This is a genomic window from Mycoplasma sp. 5912 (assembly GCF_054353835.1).
The window spans coordinates 13,795-31,201 of record NZ_JBTHHI010000008.1; the positions used below are offsets into that span (position 1 = coordinate 13,795).

The 17,407-nt window shown below is 31.1% G+C and carries 14 protein-coding genes and 1 tRNA gene; 2 read left to right on the top strand and 13 right to left on the bottom strand.

What is annotated here, in order from left to right; translation table 4 throughout:
- Positions 1–3: 3 nt before the first annotated feature.
- The 3 genes from ACXYRP_RS03190 to ACXYRP_RS03200 all read right to left on the bottom strand — a co-directional run bounded on the left by ACXYRP_RS03190 (position 4) and on the right by ACXYRP_RS03200 (position 4,227).
- Positions 4–2,436: a PTS transporter subunit IIABC gene (locus ACXYRP_RS03190; RefSeq protein ID WP_458615206.1), complete on the bottom strand. Its 2,433-nt coding sequence runs from the start codon at positions 2,434–2,436 to the stop codon at positions 4–6.
- A 92-nt stretch (positions 2,437–2,528) separates the two neighbouring features.
- Positions 2,529–3,755, bottom strand: coding sequence for a hypothetical protein (locus ACXYRP_RS03195; RefSeq protein WP_458597523.1), 1,227 nt, complete (start codon positions 3,753–3,755; stop codon positions 2,529–2,531).
- A gap of 22 nt (positions 3,756–3,777) precedes the next feature.
- Positions 3,778–4,227 carry a hypothetical protein gene (locus ACXYRP_RS03200; RefSeq protein ID WP_458597524.1) on the bottom strand — a complete coding sequence of 150 codons (450 nt, stop codon included), beginning with the start codon at positions 4,225–4,227 and terminating at the stop codon, positions 3,778–3,780.
- Between the two features lie 116 nt (positions 4,228–4,343).
- Here ACXYRP_RS03200 and ACXYRP_RS03205 point away from each other — a divergent pair.
- Positions 4,344–4,419 (top strand) — tRNA-Lys (locus ACXYRP_RS03205).
- An 80-nt stretch (positions 4,420–4,499) separates the two neighbouring features.
- Here the strand turns inward: ACXYRP_RS03205 and atpC are convergent.
- Genes atpC through ACXYRP_RS03250 form a run of 9 tightly spaced genes read right to left on the bottom strand, consistent with a single transcriptional unit; the run spans position 4,500 to position 11,450 of the window.
- A complete protein-coding gene (gene atpC / locus ACXYRP_RS03210; RefSeq protein WP_435129342.1) occupies positions 4,500–4,913 on the bottom strand; it encodes an ATP synthase F1 subunit epsilon in 414 nt (137 codons plus the stop codon).
- On the bottom strand, positions 4,906–6,306 hold the full coding sequence (gene atpD, locus ACXYRP_RS03215; protein ID WP_458597525.1) for a F0F1 ATP synthase subunit beta: 1,401 nt from the start codon (positions 6,304–6,306) through the stop codon (positions 4,906–4,908). Before atpD ends, atpC begins: the two co-directional genes overlap by 8 nt.
- A gap of 12 nt (positions 6,307–6,318) precedes the next feature.
- Complete coding sequence (atpG, locus tag ACXYRP_RS03220; protein ID WP_458597526.1) at positions 6,319–7,170, bottom strand: ATP synthase F1 subunit gamma; 852 nt, start codon at positions 7,168–7,170, stop codon at positions 6,319–6,321.
- Positions 7,170–8,744, bottom strand: coding sequence for a F0F1 ATP synthase subunit alpha (gene atpA, locus ACXYRP_RS03225; RefSeq protein WP_458615207.1), 1,575 nt, complete (start codon positions 8,742–8,744; stop codon positions 7,170–7,172). Before atpA ends, atpG begins: the two co-directional genes overlap by 1 nt.
- On the bottom strand, positions 8,745–9,293 hold the full coding sequence (gene atpH / locus ACXYRP_RS03230; protein ID WP_435129330.1) for an ATP synthase F1 subunit delta: 549 nt from the start codon (positions 9,291–9,293) through the stop codon (positions 8,745–8,747). It lies immediately after the preceding gene.
- Entirely contained in the window at positions 9,293–9,868 is a 576-nt protein-coding gene (gene atpF, locus ACXYRP_RS03235; protein ID WP_458597528.1) for a F0F1 ATP synthase subunit B, read from the bottom strand. Before atpF ends, atpH begins: the two co-directional genes overlap by 1 nt.
- A gap of 3 nt (positions 9,869–9,871) precedes the next feature.
- On the bottom strand, positions 9,872–10,246 hold the full coding sequence (gene atpE / locus ACXYRP_RS03240; protein ID WP_458597529.1) for an ATP synthase F0 subunit C: 375 nt from the start codon (positions 10,244–10,246) through the stop codon (positions 9,872–9,874).
- A 12-nt stretch (positions 10,247–10,258) separates the two neighbouring features.
- Positions 10,259–11,032 carry a F0F1 ATP synthase subunit A gene (locus ACXYRP_RS03245; protein WP_458597530.1) on the bottom strand — a complete coding sequence of 258 codons (774 nt, stop codon included), beginning with the start codon at positions 11,030–11,032 and terminating at the stop codon, positions 10,259–10,261.
- Entirely contained in the window at positions 11,019–11,450 is a 432-nt protein-coding gene (locus ACXYRP_RS03250; RefSeq protein WP_458597531.1) for a hypothetical protein, read from the bottom strand. Before ACXYRP_RS03250 ends, ACXYRP_RS03245 begins: the two co-directional genes overlap by 14 nt.
- Before the next feature lie 95 nt (positions 11,451–11,545).
- Between ACXYRP_RS03250 and ACXYRP_RS03255 the strand changes: the two genes are divergently transcribed.
- Positions 11,546–12,232, top strand: a complete 687-nt coding sequence (locus ACXYRP_RS03255; protein WP_458597532.1) for a pseudouridine synthase — start codon at positions 11,546–11,548, stop codon at positions 12,230–12,232.
- Positions 12,233–12,849: 617 nt separating this feature from the next.
- Here the strand turns inward: ACXYRP_RS03255 and ACXYRP_RS03260 are convergent.
- Positions 12,850–17,208 (bottom strand): hypothetical protein, encoded by a 4,359-nt coding sequence (locus ACXYRP_RS03260; protein ID WP_458615208.1) that lies wholly within the window; start codon positions 17,206–17,208, stop codon positions 12,850–12,852.
- Positions 17,209–17,407 lie beyond the last annotated feature (199 nt).

The following is a 17,407-nucleotide window of genomic DNA, read 5'->3' on the forward strand; positions in this document are numbered from 1 at the left end:
TTTTTACTTTCTGACAATTCCGACTATTTCAGTTGTGGTGTCAGCTTTAGAATTATTATAAACTTCGAAGTTTGACATACTTCCTTCATGCAGCACAACGACAATAACATCGCTGCGAAGGTTTTGTGATTTAATAAATTCTAAGTCTACACTTGCAAGCTTATCACCAATTTTTACTTTATCACCAACTTTAACTAAGTCTTTAAATCCTTGTCCATTCAATTTAACGGTATCAAGACCAATATGAACTAGCAATTTAACACCCTCATCAGTAGTTATTCCATATGCATGCTTAGTGTCTGCTACTAAATCAATAGTTCCAGCAGCAGGTGTATAAACATTTCCTTCAGTAGTTGAATCAAATTTAACTACAAAACCATTACCAAGCATCTTTTCAGAGAAGATACCGTCTTTTAAATCTTCTAGTGGTAAGATTTTTCCACGAGCAGCAGTATGTAATTCAAGCGATTTAGCCGAAGTGATTATTTTTGGTTGTGACTGTGATGTTGTAGGTGTAACAAATTCTTGTCCTTTATGTTCTGATTCATATTTAGCAATTAATTCTCTTTGCGATTTTATTTTAGCATTAAGTTGCTCAGAAACAGGACCCATAATTGCTTGTGCATGGTTATTTCCTTCAATTTTTACACCAAATGCACCAGCAGCCTTTAGTTTATCAACATCAACCTTACTTGCATCTTTAACATCATATCTAAGTCTAGAAGCACAGTTATTAAAAGCTGTAATATTTTCTAAACCACCATATGCTTCAACCACTGCTAAGGCAGTAGGATCTATTTCGCTTGCTGCTTCATCATTTACTTGAGCATTTTTATTTTGAAAATCTGCTTTTGTAAATAGTTTAGTATTCCCTCCACGTCCTGGAGTAGCAAGATCGAATTTCTTAATTACAAAGTAGAAGACAAAGTAGTATACTGGTGCATAAGCAGCACCTATAACAAGTGTTCATCAGAAATGAGTTCCTTTTGCTACATTTATCACTCCATAAATAAAGAAGTCTAATAATCCTCCTGAGAATGCTTGTGGAATATGCACACCAGCTAAGTTAGCAAACATAAATGACAATCCAGCCATAAATGCATGGAAACCTCAGAATAGATATGGTGCTAAAAATAAGAAGGTAAATTCGATTGGTTCAGTTACACCTGTAAGCATTGCAGTAAATCCTGCTGGTAGCACTGTTCCTAAGGCAACTTTACGATTTTCTTTTGGAGCAGCCATAATCATAGCTGCAGCAGCTGCAGGAAGTGCTATAATCATAAATCCAAACTTACCATCAGTAAAGCGTCCTATCTTTGTTCCTAATTCATCTGCGACAAAGACAAATAATTGTTTAGATATATGCAAATCAGGTTTACCTACTTGCTGCAAGGTATAATCAATATGGTTCGGCATACCAACAAGTGATAATGCAGCAGTTGAATCACCTTGGTATTTATCAGGATCCTTAGTAATAGCTTTTATTAATGTAGTTAATGTATCACCTGGAATTAATGTAATATTTTCTTTTTGTAATCCTTGTTGTCAGTTAACAAGTGATGTATTTAAATCTCCCCCAACACTTGAATATCATAATGGAGCATAGAATACATGGTGTAATCCAAATGGAATCAATGATCTTTCGATGATACCAAAAACAAGTGATTCTATACCATATGGAGCTTTTCCAAGTGCTGTTCCAAAAACATTTAATCCAACTCCAATCCATGGTCAAAAAATTAAGAAGATGATTGCAACAATAAATGCAGCAGGGATTGCAACTATTGAAACAAATCTTTTACCACCAAAGAATGAGATAACTTGTGGTAGTTGTATGGTGTGAAAACGATTATATAATCATTGCACTAATAATCCGATTGTTATCCCACCAAATACTGAAGTTTGCATTGACTTAATCCCTAAGGTAGTTCCAACTAATTTAACTAAGTTTTGTGGATTACGTCCTGCTCCTTGAAAGAATATTGTATAACCAGTTATTTTTGTTTTTACAGAATCTCGTAATGCACCATTAAATCACTCCTTACCCATATACTTTACTGTATGATCAAAAATAAAGACACTCTGAACAGCAGTGAAGATTAAAAAGGCAATTATCGTAGCAAACACTCCGACTCCTGCTTCATCCGTGAATGCAATCACAAAGGCAGTTGCAAATAACAATGGTAATGCACCAAAAACTGGGTCTCCTAGTTGTTTAACTAAATTACCTATTATATTTGCAGTGCTTCCTTCAGGAGCACCAGTTGCAATTGCTGCACCGATTCCTAAAAATAAACCAGCAATAGACATAACAGAGATTGGTAACATAAAAGCACCAGAAATTTTTGATAACACTTTACGAACCTTACCAGATCCAGAGTTATTTAATTTCTTCTTTTGTGTCGATCTCTGAAACATTAATTTAATTGATTTCATTTTTTTCCTTATGTAGTTTTGTTTTCTTATAAATTATAACACACAGCAAATTTATTTAATTTTTTTTATAAAAATAAGGAAACGAATCCTTATTAATATGTAATACCATATTCTTTTTTTTCATATTGCTTCTTCATTATAGATAACGGAAGCAAGATAATATATAAAATAAAAACATAAATCGGAATTGATATCAGTGATCTAATTACAATTGGTGTCATAAATATTAAATAGTGTTGTGATAATGTGTATTTACGACCTAAGAAGTAGTTAGCAAAACGAATGAATGCAAATGGTCCTCAAATTCAACGGGCTACAACAATTAATGCAACTGTTAAAAAGAATGATAGAACTAAAAAACCAATTCTATTTTTGCTTTGTGAATCATTTTTAGTTTTTAAATAATAAATAGTTAAGGCTATCATAATAAATATAAATGCAGCAGCAAAAACTAATAAAATTATCCCAGCTGCAAGTGATATTTTTGAAACTCCAAAGGTTTTAGAAATTCTTATTCCTTTAGGATTATTAACTTGTGATAAAAATACAACTAGCAAAATAACAAAAATAACAACCAATGCAATATTCATCACAATCATCGATGTTTGTTTATGTTTTTTAAATAAATCAATAAATCATCCAATCAATATCGTTGCAATAATCGGAACGATGGCATAAACTCAATGATAAAAACCGATTCTTCCTGAAAACAGCAATCCAAAAAAATCAGCCATAAAGGATAATAAAGCACCTTTGAATTTACCTAAAAAATAAGCAAAGAGAATATAAAAAGCAAATTCAAAATCTAAATTGATTATTCTTGCTGCTGTAAAGTTTTTAATTAAAGTTAATGTTAAAAATAAGGCAAATAAAATTCCTGAAAATGAAATATCTTGAATTGAAAAACCATATTTTTTGCGTCTGGCATATTTAAACATAAAATGATATTTACCATCTTCAAAAAATAATGAAATTAATAAATATGCTCGATACAATGGTCCTGATAAATATGTATAAAAAGAGATGTTTAATAGTTTTAAAAACCTATTTGTTTGATATTTATCATCCAAATGCTTATAAAGTAGTTTTTTTCAGTAAAATTGCTCATAATACCCAAAAAAGATGCTTAAAATAAACAAAATTACATCAAATAAAAATAAAAAAGCAAGATCTGAGTCTTGCTTGATTTTGATATCAACTAAATTAAGACTCGGAATGATAACGATGCTAAATACTAGCAAACCTATAAATAAGAGTTTAATGAATGTATTGGTAAATCAATACCTTCATAACTTTTTTTCAATCGTTAAAATATTCATGTCAAAATTTTAGCAGAAACTCTTAATTAGCAATACTTTTATTTTCAGTTTTTTTCGGATAAATATATGTTAATTTAGTATCAGCATCTAAACTTGTAAAGCAGTATTTTAATTTATCTAAAATATTTAACTCATTAACTTCGCTAACATGCCCTAATGAAATGGTTTGTTCATCTTCATAAATATATTCTTTTAAGATTTTTGAGTTCATCCGATAGAAATTTTTATAATATAAAGCAACATCCCACATTTTCTCATGGTTATATAAATCGGTTGTCTCAAGATTTTCAGTTTTATCCTGTGCTCGAACTTCACCAAAAATAATATCATCACCTATATATAAAATCGGAAGCAAATGCTCAGTTTGCTGCTCAGTAAATTTACTTATAGATTTACTGAGTTTCTCGCTCATTTTGTATAACCTAAAAAGTTTGATATTGCTGGTTAGTTTAAATTTTTCATCTAGTTTCATTCTTACCTCGTTATATATATAAGAAAATGTATATTTAAGAACTAAAAAAGAACAAAAATAATTAGATAGGATAAAAATATTTTTATATTTTTGTTAAAAAGGTTTATAATAATCCTGCATCGTTAGCTCAGTCGGTAGAGCAGCTGGCTCTTAACCAGCGGGTCGCAGGTTCGAACCCTGTACGATGTACCATTTCATTTTTATGATCAAACCTACTAATACACTTAGTAGGTTTTTGTTACCCAAAGGATAAAAAAATAACACCAAAGGTGTTATTTATTGAATAAATTATATGTATCAACTCGAAACAAAGCTTTTTTAAGTTTCGTTTCTAATAAGGCTAAATCAACTGTATCTTTATTACTTTTAATTGCCTCAGTTAATGATGCAGCATCCTTTTTAGCTCGTTCTATATCGATTTTTTTAACATCAATAATATCATCGGTGATAATATTGATTTTATGTTGGTCTGCATAAACTATTCCACCACCAATATAATATGTTAAAGTATCAGATTTAGATGTTTCAATCTTCAAGGTTCCAATTTCGATACTTGAAAACAATGGAGATCGGTTTGGTTGCAATCCAATGTAACCTTTAGGTGTTTTTAAGGTAACAATATATACTTTACCTTCATAAACAATTCCATTTGGTGCAGTAATTTTAAGATATGATGTATTAGCCATTATTCTTTTGGTATCTTTCGATTACATCTTCAATGCTTCCTGCATATCTAAAGATATCTTCAGGATATGAATCATAATCACCATTTAAAATTGCTTTAAAACTGCGTATGGTGTTTGAAAGAGGTACATATTGTCCTTTGATTCCTGAGAACTTTTCAGCGACAGTAAAAGGTTGTGATAAAAAGTTACGGATTCTACGGGCACGGGCAACGATTTTTTTATCTTCTTCAGAAAGTTCACCCATTCCTAAAATTGCAATGATATCTTGTAGTTCTTTGAAGCGTTGTAAAATCGAAATTACACTTTGTGCAACATTATAATGCTCCGCTCCAACTACCAGAGGATCAAGTAATCTTGATGCGGAGTTAAGTGGATCGATAGCAGGATAAATTCCTAAGGATGCAATTCCACGGTCTAAAACAGTTTTAGCATCCAAGTGGGTAAATGTTGTTGCAGGAGCTGGATCAGTTAAATCATCAGCAGGAACATAAACAGCTTGCACTGATGTAATTGATCCACGACGTGTTGAAGTAATCCGTTCTTGTAAAGCACCCATTTCAGTTGCTAAGGTAGGTTGATAACCAACTGCAGAAGGCATACGTCCTAAAAGTGCTGATACTTCTGAACCTGCTTGGGTGAATCTGAAGATGTTATCAATAAACAATAACACATCTTGATTTTGTTTATCACGAAAGTATTCAGCCATTGTTAAACCACTTAGTGCAACACGCATACGAGCTCCAGGGGATTCATTCATTTGCCCAAAGACTAAGGCAGTTTTATCGAGCACACCAGCTGCTTTCATTTCGTGGTATAAATCATTACCTTCACGGGTACGTTCACCGACACCAGCAAACACTGAAAGACCATTATGTTGGGTAGCAATGTTATTGATTAACTCTTGTACTAAAACTGTTTTTCCAACTCCTGCACCACCAAATAAACCTATTTTTCCACCTTTTGCATATGGGATTAATAAGTCAATAACTTTAATCCCGGTTTCTAAAATTTCAGAAGATGTTTTTTGTTCTTCATATGATGGAGAAGGAGCATGAATTGGAGCACGGATTATTTCACCTTCAAGCGGTAACTCATCAATCGGGTTACCTAAAACATCAAAAATACGACCTAAAACAATATTTCCAACCGGAACCGAAATAGGTGCTTTGGTATCAACAACTGTCATTCCACGTTGCAACCCATTTGTGCTACCCATCGCAATGGTTCGAGCAGTATCGTCACCAATATGTTGCGCTACTTCTAATGTATAAACTTGTCCATTATCAGTTGTTATAGTTAAAGCATTAAGAAGTTTTGGAAGTTTTCCTTCGCTAAAACGCACATCAACAACAGGTCCTAAAATTTGAACAATTGTTCCATTATGTTGTTTCATATTCTCTCCTTATTAAGTTGCATCAGCACCAGCAACAATCTCGGTAATTTCTTGAGTAATTTTTCCTTGACGTTGTCTGTTGAACTCTAATCTAAGTTCTTTAATTAAATCTTCAGCATTATTGGTTGCATTTTCCATTGCATTTCGACGTGATGCCATTTCTGAAATTTTTGATTCACCTGATAAAGCATATATCATACTTGCAATATACATCGGAACTGAATCGGAAAGCACTTCTTCAGCAGAGGGTTCAAATTCAATAATTTGTGCATTATGTTGTTTTTGAATACTAAAATCTAGTGGAAAAAGTGTTTTTAATCGCGGTTCTTGATTTATATTATTGATAAATTTAGTATAAATTAATTTCACTTGCGAAACTAGTTTTTTACTATATAACTCGAATGCGATTTTAGTGATATCATTGCAAATTTTATATGTAATTTTATCTCCGTTATTAATGTAATATTTAATCATTTGCGCTTTAATTGTCGCAGAATTTATCATACTAAATCCTTTGGTACCAATTACAACAATTTTATCTTGTGGTTTAAGATTTTCATTTAACATTTTATATATATTAGAATTATATGAACCACATAAACCTAAATCACTTGTGATTACAATATATACGCTACCATCAATTCCTTCGTTTTTAGGAAAAATTTCATAAAATTGACGAGAACTAACATGTGAAATTAATTCATTGAAAGTATCTTCTAATGTTTCTTTATATGCTTGTATTCGGGTGTATTCATTGCGCAAACGTCTTAATTTGGAAGTTGAAACCAATTCCATCGCATTGGTAATTTTTTGAGTATTAGAAACTACTGAAATGCGATTTTTTAAGCTATTTAAACTCGGCATTATGCAACCTTATATTTTGATGGTATTTCTTTATACATACGTCTATCATAGTTCGGAATAGTCGCAATGATACCTTCAATGATGCTTGCTAATTTTTTAGCAATTACTTGATAATCTGTTTCTGAAATTTTTCCACTTGCAGTGATGTTTTTAAATACTTGCATTCCTTCACTATCATTAGTAACTCAATTAATTACTTGATCACGGTATTCATGCATATAATCAAGAGGAAGCGGGTTGATAAGACGTTCTTTAACACCTAACAAAATAATCGCTTGTGTTTGTTGTTGAATAGGAAAGTATTGTTCTTGCTTCAAAAGTTGATATACCTTTGCTCCATGATCCAAAATAGTTTTAGTTGAATCATCTAAATCTGAACCAAATTGTGCAAAAGCTTGCATTTCATTGTATTGTGCAAGTTCTAATTTTAATGAACCTACAACTTGCTTTGTTGCCTTAGTTTGCGCTGCAGAACCTACCCGTGAAACACTAAAACCGATGTCAACTGCTGGACGCTGTCCGGCATTAAATAAACTTTCTTTGGTAAAAATTTGTCCGTCTGTAATTGAAATTACATTAGTAGGTATATAAGCACTAATATCACCTTGTTGTGTTTCAATAATTGGCAATGCAGTAATTGAACCACCACCATATTCAGAATTTAAACGAGCAGCACGTTCAAGTAGTTGTGAGTGTAGATAGAAAACATCACCAGGATAAGCTTCACGACCAGGTGGACGTCTTAAAAGTAATGATAAGGTACGATATGCAATGGCATGTTTTGATAAATCATCGTAAATAATTAAAACATCTTGTCCTTTACTCATTCATTCTTCAGCAATTGTAACTCCTGTATATGGAGCAATATATTGTTGTGGCGCAAGTTCTGAAGCACCTGCAACCACAATTGTGGTATATTCAAGTGCCTGTGAATCAGAAAGTTTTTGAACTATTTGAGCAACGGTAGAATTTTTTTGTCCAATTGCAACATAAACACATTTAACATTTTTACCTTTTTGATTAATAATAGTATCAATTGCAATGGCTGTTTTTCCGGTTTGACGATCTCCAATAATTAACTCACGTTGTCCTTTACCAATTGGTATCATTGTATCGATTGCTAAAATACCTGTTTCAAGTGGTTGATTAACTTCTTGACGTGACATTACACCTGATGCTCTTTTAAAAATTTCTGAACGGTGAGTTCCATCGATCTTACCTTTTCCATCAATTGGATTTCCTAAAGCATCGACTACACGACCCAAAAGAGCATCTCCTACTTCAACAGAGATAACTTTTCCGGTACGTTCAACATAATCACCTTCAGAAACTGAGTTAGCATTACCAAATAGTGCTACCCCGACGGTTTCTTCTTCTAAGTTTAATGCTAAACCATAGACACTTTTGTTAAAAATAACTATCTCGCTATTTTTAACCTTATCTAATCCGGTGACAACAGCAATTCCATCACCTACTGAAATTACACGTCCTATTTCAGAATAATCTACTTTAGATCCCATATTTTGAATGCGATCTTTAATAATTGCTGAAATATCATCTAATTTAATTGCCATTTACACCTCCTTTTCGTATTTTATAAGTTCATGTTTTAGTTTTTCTAAGTTGTTTTTGATATTCATTTCAACTGTTTCACTACGTGACACAATTTTTATCCCTGCAATTAAAGATGGATCAACATGATTGGTCATCTCAATGGTACGACGAGTTTTATTTTGAATTTTAGTTTTTATTTTTTCAAGTTGCTCATTTGTTAGTGGAAAAGCTGAAATAACATCAATAAAACGAATTCTTAATTCACGGTTTGAAAGTTTTAAATATTCGATAATGATTTTACGAATATATTTGGCAACCTTTCGCATTATTATAACTTTTAAAGCATTAATAATAATTCAATCAAAGTCCTTGAATGCTAAATCAACAGTTTTCAAACGTTCTTCTTCAGGAACAAACTCATCTTTAAAGAAATCAACAAACTCAGGATGTTTGCTAAAAATTTCTTTGACTGCTTCAAATTGGGTATGTAATTGTTGAAATTTATCTGCTTCATGAACTAAATCAAATATAGCTACAGAATAAGCTTGAATGTTCTTTTTAATTTGCATTATAAGTCTTCAACATCTTTATCTGTATTTAAAAATTGATTTACAATTTCATCTTGTGTTTGTTGACTAATTTCACGTCTAAGAATCTTTTGCGAAAGGTCTGTAGCTACTTCAACAATGTATTTTTTAGCATTTTGTTGAAATTCTTTTTGTTGTGCATTGATATCCAAAGCAGTTTCAGATAAAAGCCTTTTTGCTTCGGTTTGTGCTTTTATGGTATAAAATTCAGCAACTTTTTCAGCTTTTATTTTAGCATTTGTAATGATGTTATCTGCTTGTGTGTGGGCATTTTTAAGATTTTCATTTGCTTTATTAAGAGCTAAAATACTTGCTTCTTTTTGTCTTACAGATTCATCGATATTGTTTTGAACAAAATCTCTGCGTGCTTTCATCATTTTTTTAATGGGTTTATAAAAGAAAATTCAGAGAATAATAGCAACAATTATAAATGCAATAATAGTTGCAATCATAATTGGGATGCTAGGAAATAATCCTTCAAATTTTCCTGCTACAGCTTGTCCTACATCTGAACTTGACTCAAACTTTACTGCTGCAGCAACTGATGTAGTAATCATTTTCTAGACTACTTTACTTGCGAAAACGAATAAGATAATAATCGCAGTAACGAAAGCATAAATCGCAGCTGTTTCAGCAATACCAACACCGATAATTAACATAGTTCTTATTTTGCTTTCAGCCTCCGGATTACGTCCAACTGCTTCAGCTGCTTTACCAGCAGCATATCCTTGTCCAACTCCAGTACCAAGAACCCCGATTGCTGCTAATCCAGCACCAACTGCTACTAAACCTAAACCAATGTGTGTTCCTGCCTTAGATCCCATATCACTGGCAGAATTTGATATGGCTGTTTTTGCTGCAGCTGCAGCATTTGAAGCAGGTGCTGTAGTAGAGGTTGTTCCATCGGCTAATTTTGTAAGTAAATCTAAAATCATTTTATCTCCTTATTAATAAATCGATTGTATCTTTCTTTTGGTAAATTTCTTAAAGAATCTACTTTCAGAATTCTTTGTTTTTTTAGCTGGTTCTGTAGATTGCGATTCTATTGTTCAATATACAGCAGTCAGCATTGTGAAAATTAATGCCTGCAATATTCCATCAAATAAATCAAAGTACATATGTAGCAATGGTGTGAAATATATGGCAAAAATATTTTGAAATGCACTATTATCTGTGCCTAAAGCAACCTTAAATAAATATCCAAACATTGCATAAATTAAAACAATAATGGTTGATCCTCCAACTAAATTCCCATACATACGAGCACTTAAGGAAATAAGTGGGGAAAACTTACCAAAAATATCTCAAGGTGCTTTAATAATGGATCAATAATATCTTCAGCGACGGTATATAGTCCCTGAAAGAATAATTCCTAATCAAGTAGCAACTGCTAAGGTAATTGGAACACTAAATGCAGTTCCAATTGGTTCTAAACCGATAATTGAAACTCAGTTACCAACAAGTAAAAAAGTTGCTAAGGTAAAAATATAAAAACGCGAACCTGGTAGTTGATCACCAACTGTTTCTTGATACGAATTATCTATATATCCTAAATATCCTTCAGCAAGCTGAGTGATACCTTTAGGAGCTTGATCAGCACGTTGTTTGCGAACTTTGAAAAAGATAATTAATGAGAATATCGCGATAATTATCACTGTTACAATCAGTGAAAATAACTGAGGTAAATCAAACTTTCAAAGTCTTTGTTTAATTTCGTCCAATTTTGCCTCCTTTGTATTTTGAATAAATAAATGTTGCTATAATCACAAAAAAATTAAATCCTACGCTCCCAAAAAACACAAACATATTAATTGGTAGAGTAAATTCAGATAATCCAGTATATTTTTTTAATGCATATATTTTTAAATTAATATGATATATGCTTAAAATTACTGCAGTTAAATAAATAAAAAAGACAAACATCTTTAAAATATTTAAAAATATTAGTGATTTTCGTTTTTTTAATGGTATCATCCCGAAAATTCTTGTGATCATAAAAAGCAAATATGAGCTTAGCGCTCCAATCGCAAAACCAAAAAAACTACCTTTAAATCATATTGATAAGATACTAAAAATAACTGATAAAAACCCAAAAAGACTTCAAAATACTATTTCATAATCTCTTTGGAATTTATGCATTTTTCTCCTTGTTTTGCTGTTAGTTATTTTATACCTTTTTTAAAATAAAAACAAAAAAATTTTTATTTTTAATTTTAAATAGATAAAATAATTATATGAAACATCGTATTGAAAAAATGGTTGCTAATAATACTAATTATTCTCGTTTGATGATAAATAAAATGCTTAAAAAAGGTAAAATAAAGGTGAATGATATAGTTGTCTATAAAAGTTGTTATGTAAATGTTGATGATATCATCACAGTTGATAATCAGAACATTAATACAAAGTTGTTTTATTTAGCACTGAATAAGCCTAAAGGATATATTTGTGCAAATGCGGATGCTAAGTATCCAAGTGTTTTGCATCTTATTTCAGATTTATATAGGTTTGCCAAAAATATCCATACCGTAGGTAGACTTGATGTAGATACACACGGTTTGCTAATTATTACAAATGATGGTGCTTTTACTCATCGGGTGTTATCACCAAAAAACCATATTCAAAAAGTTTATTTAGTGCAAGTTGATAAAGAACTTGATGTATATATGATAGAAGTTTTTAAGCAAGGTATCGATATTGGTGAAGCAAAGGTATGTCAAAGTGCTAAACTAGAGATTATTGATCGATATAACTGCTATTTAACTATAAATGAGGGTAAATACCATCAAGTCAAAAGGATGTTTAATAAACTTGGTTACAATGTAATTGATTTAAAGAGAGTTGCTTTTGGTAAGTTTATATTGCCAGATGATTTATCACCAAGAGAATACATAAGCATTAATAAAGATCAAATAATTTAAAAATAACCCATTCTTGGGTTATTTTTAGTAAATTAAGCTGCTTGTTTAGCAGGTGTACTTGAAGCTTCGGATGATTGTCCTTGTGATTGTGCAGATGCTTGTGGTGTTACTGCCTGTGTATCAGTTGAAGTTGCTCCTTGTGGACTTGATCCTGATGCTTGTGAAGCTTGAGTTGTTGTGGAAGTTCCTTGCTCTGTATGTTGTTCAGAACCACTATTTTCTGTATGAGTGGCTGAAGCAGTTTGTCCTGATGATGTTTGTGAACTACCCGAACTAGATGCATCTGTTTGTCCTTGAGAAGTTGTAGTTCCAGTAGTCGATGAACTAGCTGTTGATGATGGATTTGTTGCAGTTTGTGCTGATTCGCTTGATTCACTTTGTCCAGGTTGTGCAGCAGGAGTATTACTTGTTTGGTTGTTTGAAGCAGTTGAACCACCTGAGTTTGGAACTTGTGCAGTGGTATTATGACTGTTGTCCTCCCCTGTTGAAGCAGATGCGTCAACTTCATTAGATTTTGGTGCAGTTTGGGTTTGTTGTTGACCTCCTGATTCACCATTACCAGAAAGTGTGTTTTTTGATTCAGTTGGAGTTTTAGGGTTATTTTCGGTGTTTTCGGTTTATGGTGACTTTGTTTGCTCACCTTGTCCACTAGCATTATCTGGTGTTTTTGCACTTTGGTTATTTTCTGCTGGTAAACTAGGTTGATCACTTGGTGCTGTGTTTGCAGGAGGTGTTTGTTCTTTTGGTTTCTGTGATTCTATTTGAGCATCTACTTTTGTTTTTAATTCTGTCAATTTAGTTAAATTAGTAGCAGAATTTAGTTCATTGGTAAATTCTGTTTTTTTACTTTCATCTTTAACTTGTGCAATTAGTGTTTGCAATAATGTAGTAAATTTGATTTCTTGAACTACATCAAAAAGATTTTGTGCAGTTTGAGTATTAAGTTGACTAAGGAATTTTTCTTTATTAGGATTTTGATCGTTTCAAGTTAATAATTCATCTAAAGCAGAATTTTTTTGCTCATTTAAAGCGCTTTGCACATCTGAATTAATTTGCATCAACTTACTTTGATCAAAATTTCTTGATTTTTGCATTTGATCAAGTTCTTTTTTGTTTGTTTCATAATTTGCATAACCAGTTGGTTGTAATGATTTACCTAATTCCAGTAATTTTGCTGTTTGTTTTGCTAAGTCAAAGTTTGAAAGCAACATTTCAAAAACTTGGTTATATCCTAAGTTAGAATGCACTAAATTATCTTTATCTGCATCAAAGTATTTTGAAATACTTTGGTAGTAATCTAATTTAAATTGACTATCATCTTTTAAAGTATCTGAAACAACTGATAATGCAGCGATTAAGAATACTTTTGATAAATTATTTCGATTAACTAATGAAGCATAAGAATCAATAAGAGATTTGATACTATCAAGTGTTAATAAATTATCTACATTTTTATCACGAATTAATGCCATAATCTTGCTGCGATCAGATGCAAATTGCAATTGGGCTATTTGTGGTTTTAAATATGCTCATACACTACTACGATACATATTATCATATGCAAGTTTATCAACTTGGAATTTTAATGTCATTACATTATCTAAATATGAATTAACAAAGACTTTATCTTCTGTTTTATCTGATGCTAAAGCATTTTTATATTTATTTGTACTATTTGTATCATTAAGAGTAGTATATGTGTTTTTAAGAATTGTTGCTTGATTCTTAGTGGTTACATCTTGAATAGATGCTAAAGCAGAAAGTATATCATTAATTTCTCTTAATATAATTTCTACATATTTAACTTTGTTTGCTATAACATCTGTATTTGCTGATGCGTTAGTTTGACTTTCATCTGCTGACTGTGTTGCTTGGTTTTGTTGTTGATTTTGCTGATTTTGTGTGTTTTCAGAAGTAGTATTTGTTGCAGGTGATGTAGAGGTTTGAGAGTTTTTTTGTTCATTATTACCTTGTCCTGCCCCAGCATTATTTGTAGCAGGCGTACTTGTAGCACCTTGTTTATCTTTAGTTTCGGTACTTGCTGCACCAGATTCAGTCATGTCTGATGGTTGTTTTGCATTTTCTGGTTGAGTTTTGTCTGCATTTATCTGTTTTTGTGAATTATCACTAGTTGTTTCTTTTACTGCATCTTTTTTATCTGTTGAACCAGATGCTGCATTTGACCCTGCTGCTTGATCTTTTGTATTTTTAGTTGCATCAGTTTTGTTTTCAGTTGTTTTATTATTAGTTTTATCTTCTGATGAATTATGTTCATCTTTTGTAATAAATCCAGGTGTGCCTAATTTATTATAAAATAGCATATATTGAACTTTATCAATATTATGACGAATTGTGTATAAATCGGGTTCGTCTTCTAATTTTCCATCGACTGTTTTCTTATCAACTTTATTAACTTCATCAATTGCTGCTTGACCAAAAAGTTGTGCTAATTTTAAAAGGTATTCTTTTTGTGAATTTAAGAGTGCTTTTAAGGCTGCTGTTTGTGAAGTCGATTCGGTTGCTTGTGCAATTTGATATTGTAATTTAGCATAAGAACCAAAATTTACTATGGTTAAATCGTTTGCACTTGCTTTTGGAGCATTATTTTGTGATAATGATGCTTCATAAATTGTTGCAAGTTGAGTCAATCTACTTACAGCTGCTTGGATGCTAGATAAATTATCAGTGCTAATTTGTTTGATTCTATCAAACTCAACTTGCATCTTTGTTTTATCCGCATCGGATAGTTTATTAATTGATTCTTGTAATTGTGTCCTAATTTTGCTTTCAGTTCCTTTTAGTCTTAAAACTGATTGATATTTTGTTAGATTAACATAAGTAAAATTCTCTGGTAATTTTATCGCATTAGCAAAATTGGTTTTAAAATCATTTGATAAACCTGAATCATTTGCTTCTTTAATAATTTGGCCTTGATAAGTTTGCAATGATAAATGATATATTACTTTTTGATGTAAGTTTTTAAAGTCATTTATAGTTGTCTTTGAATCAGTTGATGTAAGTTTGTTTAATTCAGATGTATATAGGTTTTTAACTTTTTCATCTGTAATTTTATTAATATCATCGGTTAAGGATTGCTTTTGTGCATCAAAACTGTTTTGTAAAGTAGTAAATAATGCTTGTTGTTTTGCTAAGGTATTTGCATAAAGAGCATTAAATTGGGTTCTTACAAAACTTGGTTCATATGCATCTCCATCATACATTTTATATGTTGCATCAACTAAATCTATGCGACGGTATGCAACTAAATCTGCTTCATCAAAGTTTGCTAAACGTGAAGCGATCAATCCTGTATGAGTCGCTACAAATAAATCAATGTATTTAGACATTACATTATTGTATAAAGTATTGTAATCATCATCGTTGCTGATTGTTGGAATATTCAATGAATCTAATGAAAGTGAAGGTAAGTATTTTTTAATGAAGTTGGTTAAACCTGCTTTTTTAGCAGCTAATCTTTTTGCTTCAAAGTCAGCAAGTGGTAATGATCTTAAATCATTTTCCATATGTGCTACGATAGAATTGAGTTCTTGTAAGTATGAAGCACCTGTTTTTTCATCAAAATCTGATCCTAATTTACTTTCAAAATCTGTAATTTGTGATTGATATGAACTCTTTTGATCGCTGGTAAAAGTAGTTGCTTCAGTTAATAATGCATGTGCATATGATAATAATGGATTAATCATTGATTCACTCAATGGTTGCACAAGTGCATTATATTTATTTTGATATTCTTTGTTTTTTGCACTATCTTTAATTTGTTTAACTACACTTAAAATTAAGTCAAGTTTTTGTTGATTCATAGACGCTTCTGATTTGCGTTTTTCTTCGATGTATTTTAATACATTAAGAAAATCATTGATTGATTCAGAATTTAAAATCATCGCACGAGCAGTATTCTTACTTGCTTGATCAAAAAGACTTTCAGTCATCTCAGTTGCTTCAAGTAAATATCTAGATTTTCAATATAAAACTTCTGCATCAGTTACATTAGATTTGGTTAAGGTATCTTTTTGTTGCATTTTAAGTTGTAATTTTTGTAAATCTAGTTTAAATTCAATAACTTTTTGATTAAAGTATGCTTGATTAGCATATTTTTGATTATTTAAATATTCACTTGATTTATCAAGGTTGAATTTAAAGTTAGCAAACTGTGTATCAATTGCAGTATTAATACGCGATAATACATCATCTAATGCTGATGAAGATGTAGTTAAAGCAGCAATTGTCTCATCTTTTACTTTGGTTAAATTGTTTTCATTTGTTGGTTTAAACTTAAGTACATCCAAATTGATAGTCTGTAACAATGCATCTAATAAAGTTGTTTTTCCTTCGATATTCAGCTTCTTATCATCAGCTTGTTTGGTAAAGTTTTCACTGTAAAACAATTTATCTAATAAATTAAGTGGTTGGTTGAACTTAGTAATAAAATTAGAAGTGTAAAGTCCTAATAATTTACCTTCGCTATAAATTCCATCTTTATGTAACAAACTTTCACTTAGGGTTTTAGAACTTTCAACTAACTGGTGTAATTTATCAACAACTGCTTTAGTTTCTTGTGCATCCTGATTTTTAACAGCATTAATTTGTGAGTTAACATTATCTAATTGAAACTTAATTTTAGCATCAAATTCTGCCTGAATAAAATCGTTGGCTTGCTTAAATAAATCTAATACTTTACGATATGAAGCATCAGAATATTGTAATGGGATTTTATGAAATTCTTCAACTAATAAATTACGATTAGCAACAGTTTGGATCTTTGGTACTACTGCTAAAAAATCATTAACTGCTTTTTCATACTTCGCTTGTGCTTCCTTGTTAGTTTTAACACCTGATGTAGCAACAGCAATTGTTAATGCTGCAGTAGCAGTTGCAGCAGCAAAAGCAACTATAAATGCTTGTTTTCCTACACGATGCTTTCTTTCTTTTTCACTGTGAGTATTTTTTTCACTCATATAAACTCCTATATAACTACCAATAAGGTATATTTAATATTTTAATATCTTAAATTATATTATTATATGTAAAAAAATACAATAAATAATCTGTGTTTTTAAATGTTGTGTTTTATCTGTTTTTGTATTTATATTTTTTGCGAAAATATGATTTTTATAAATTTGCAATTAGTAAATTTATAAAAATACCAAAAAATAC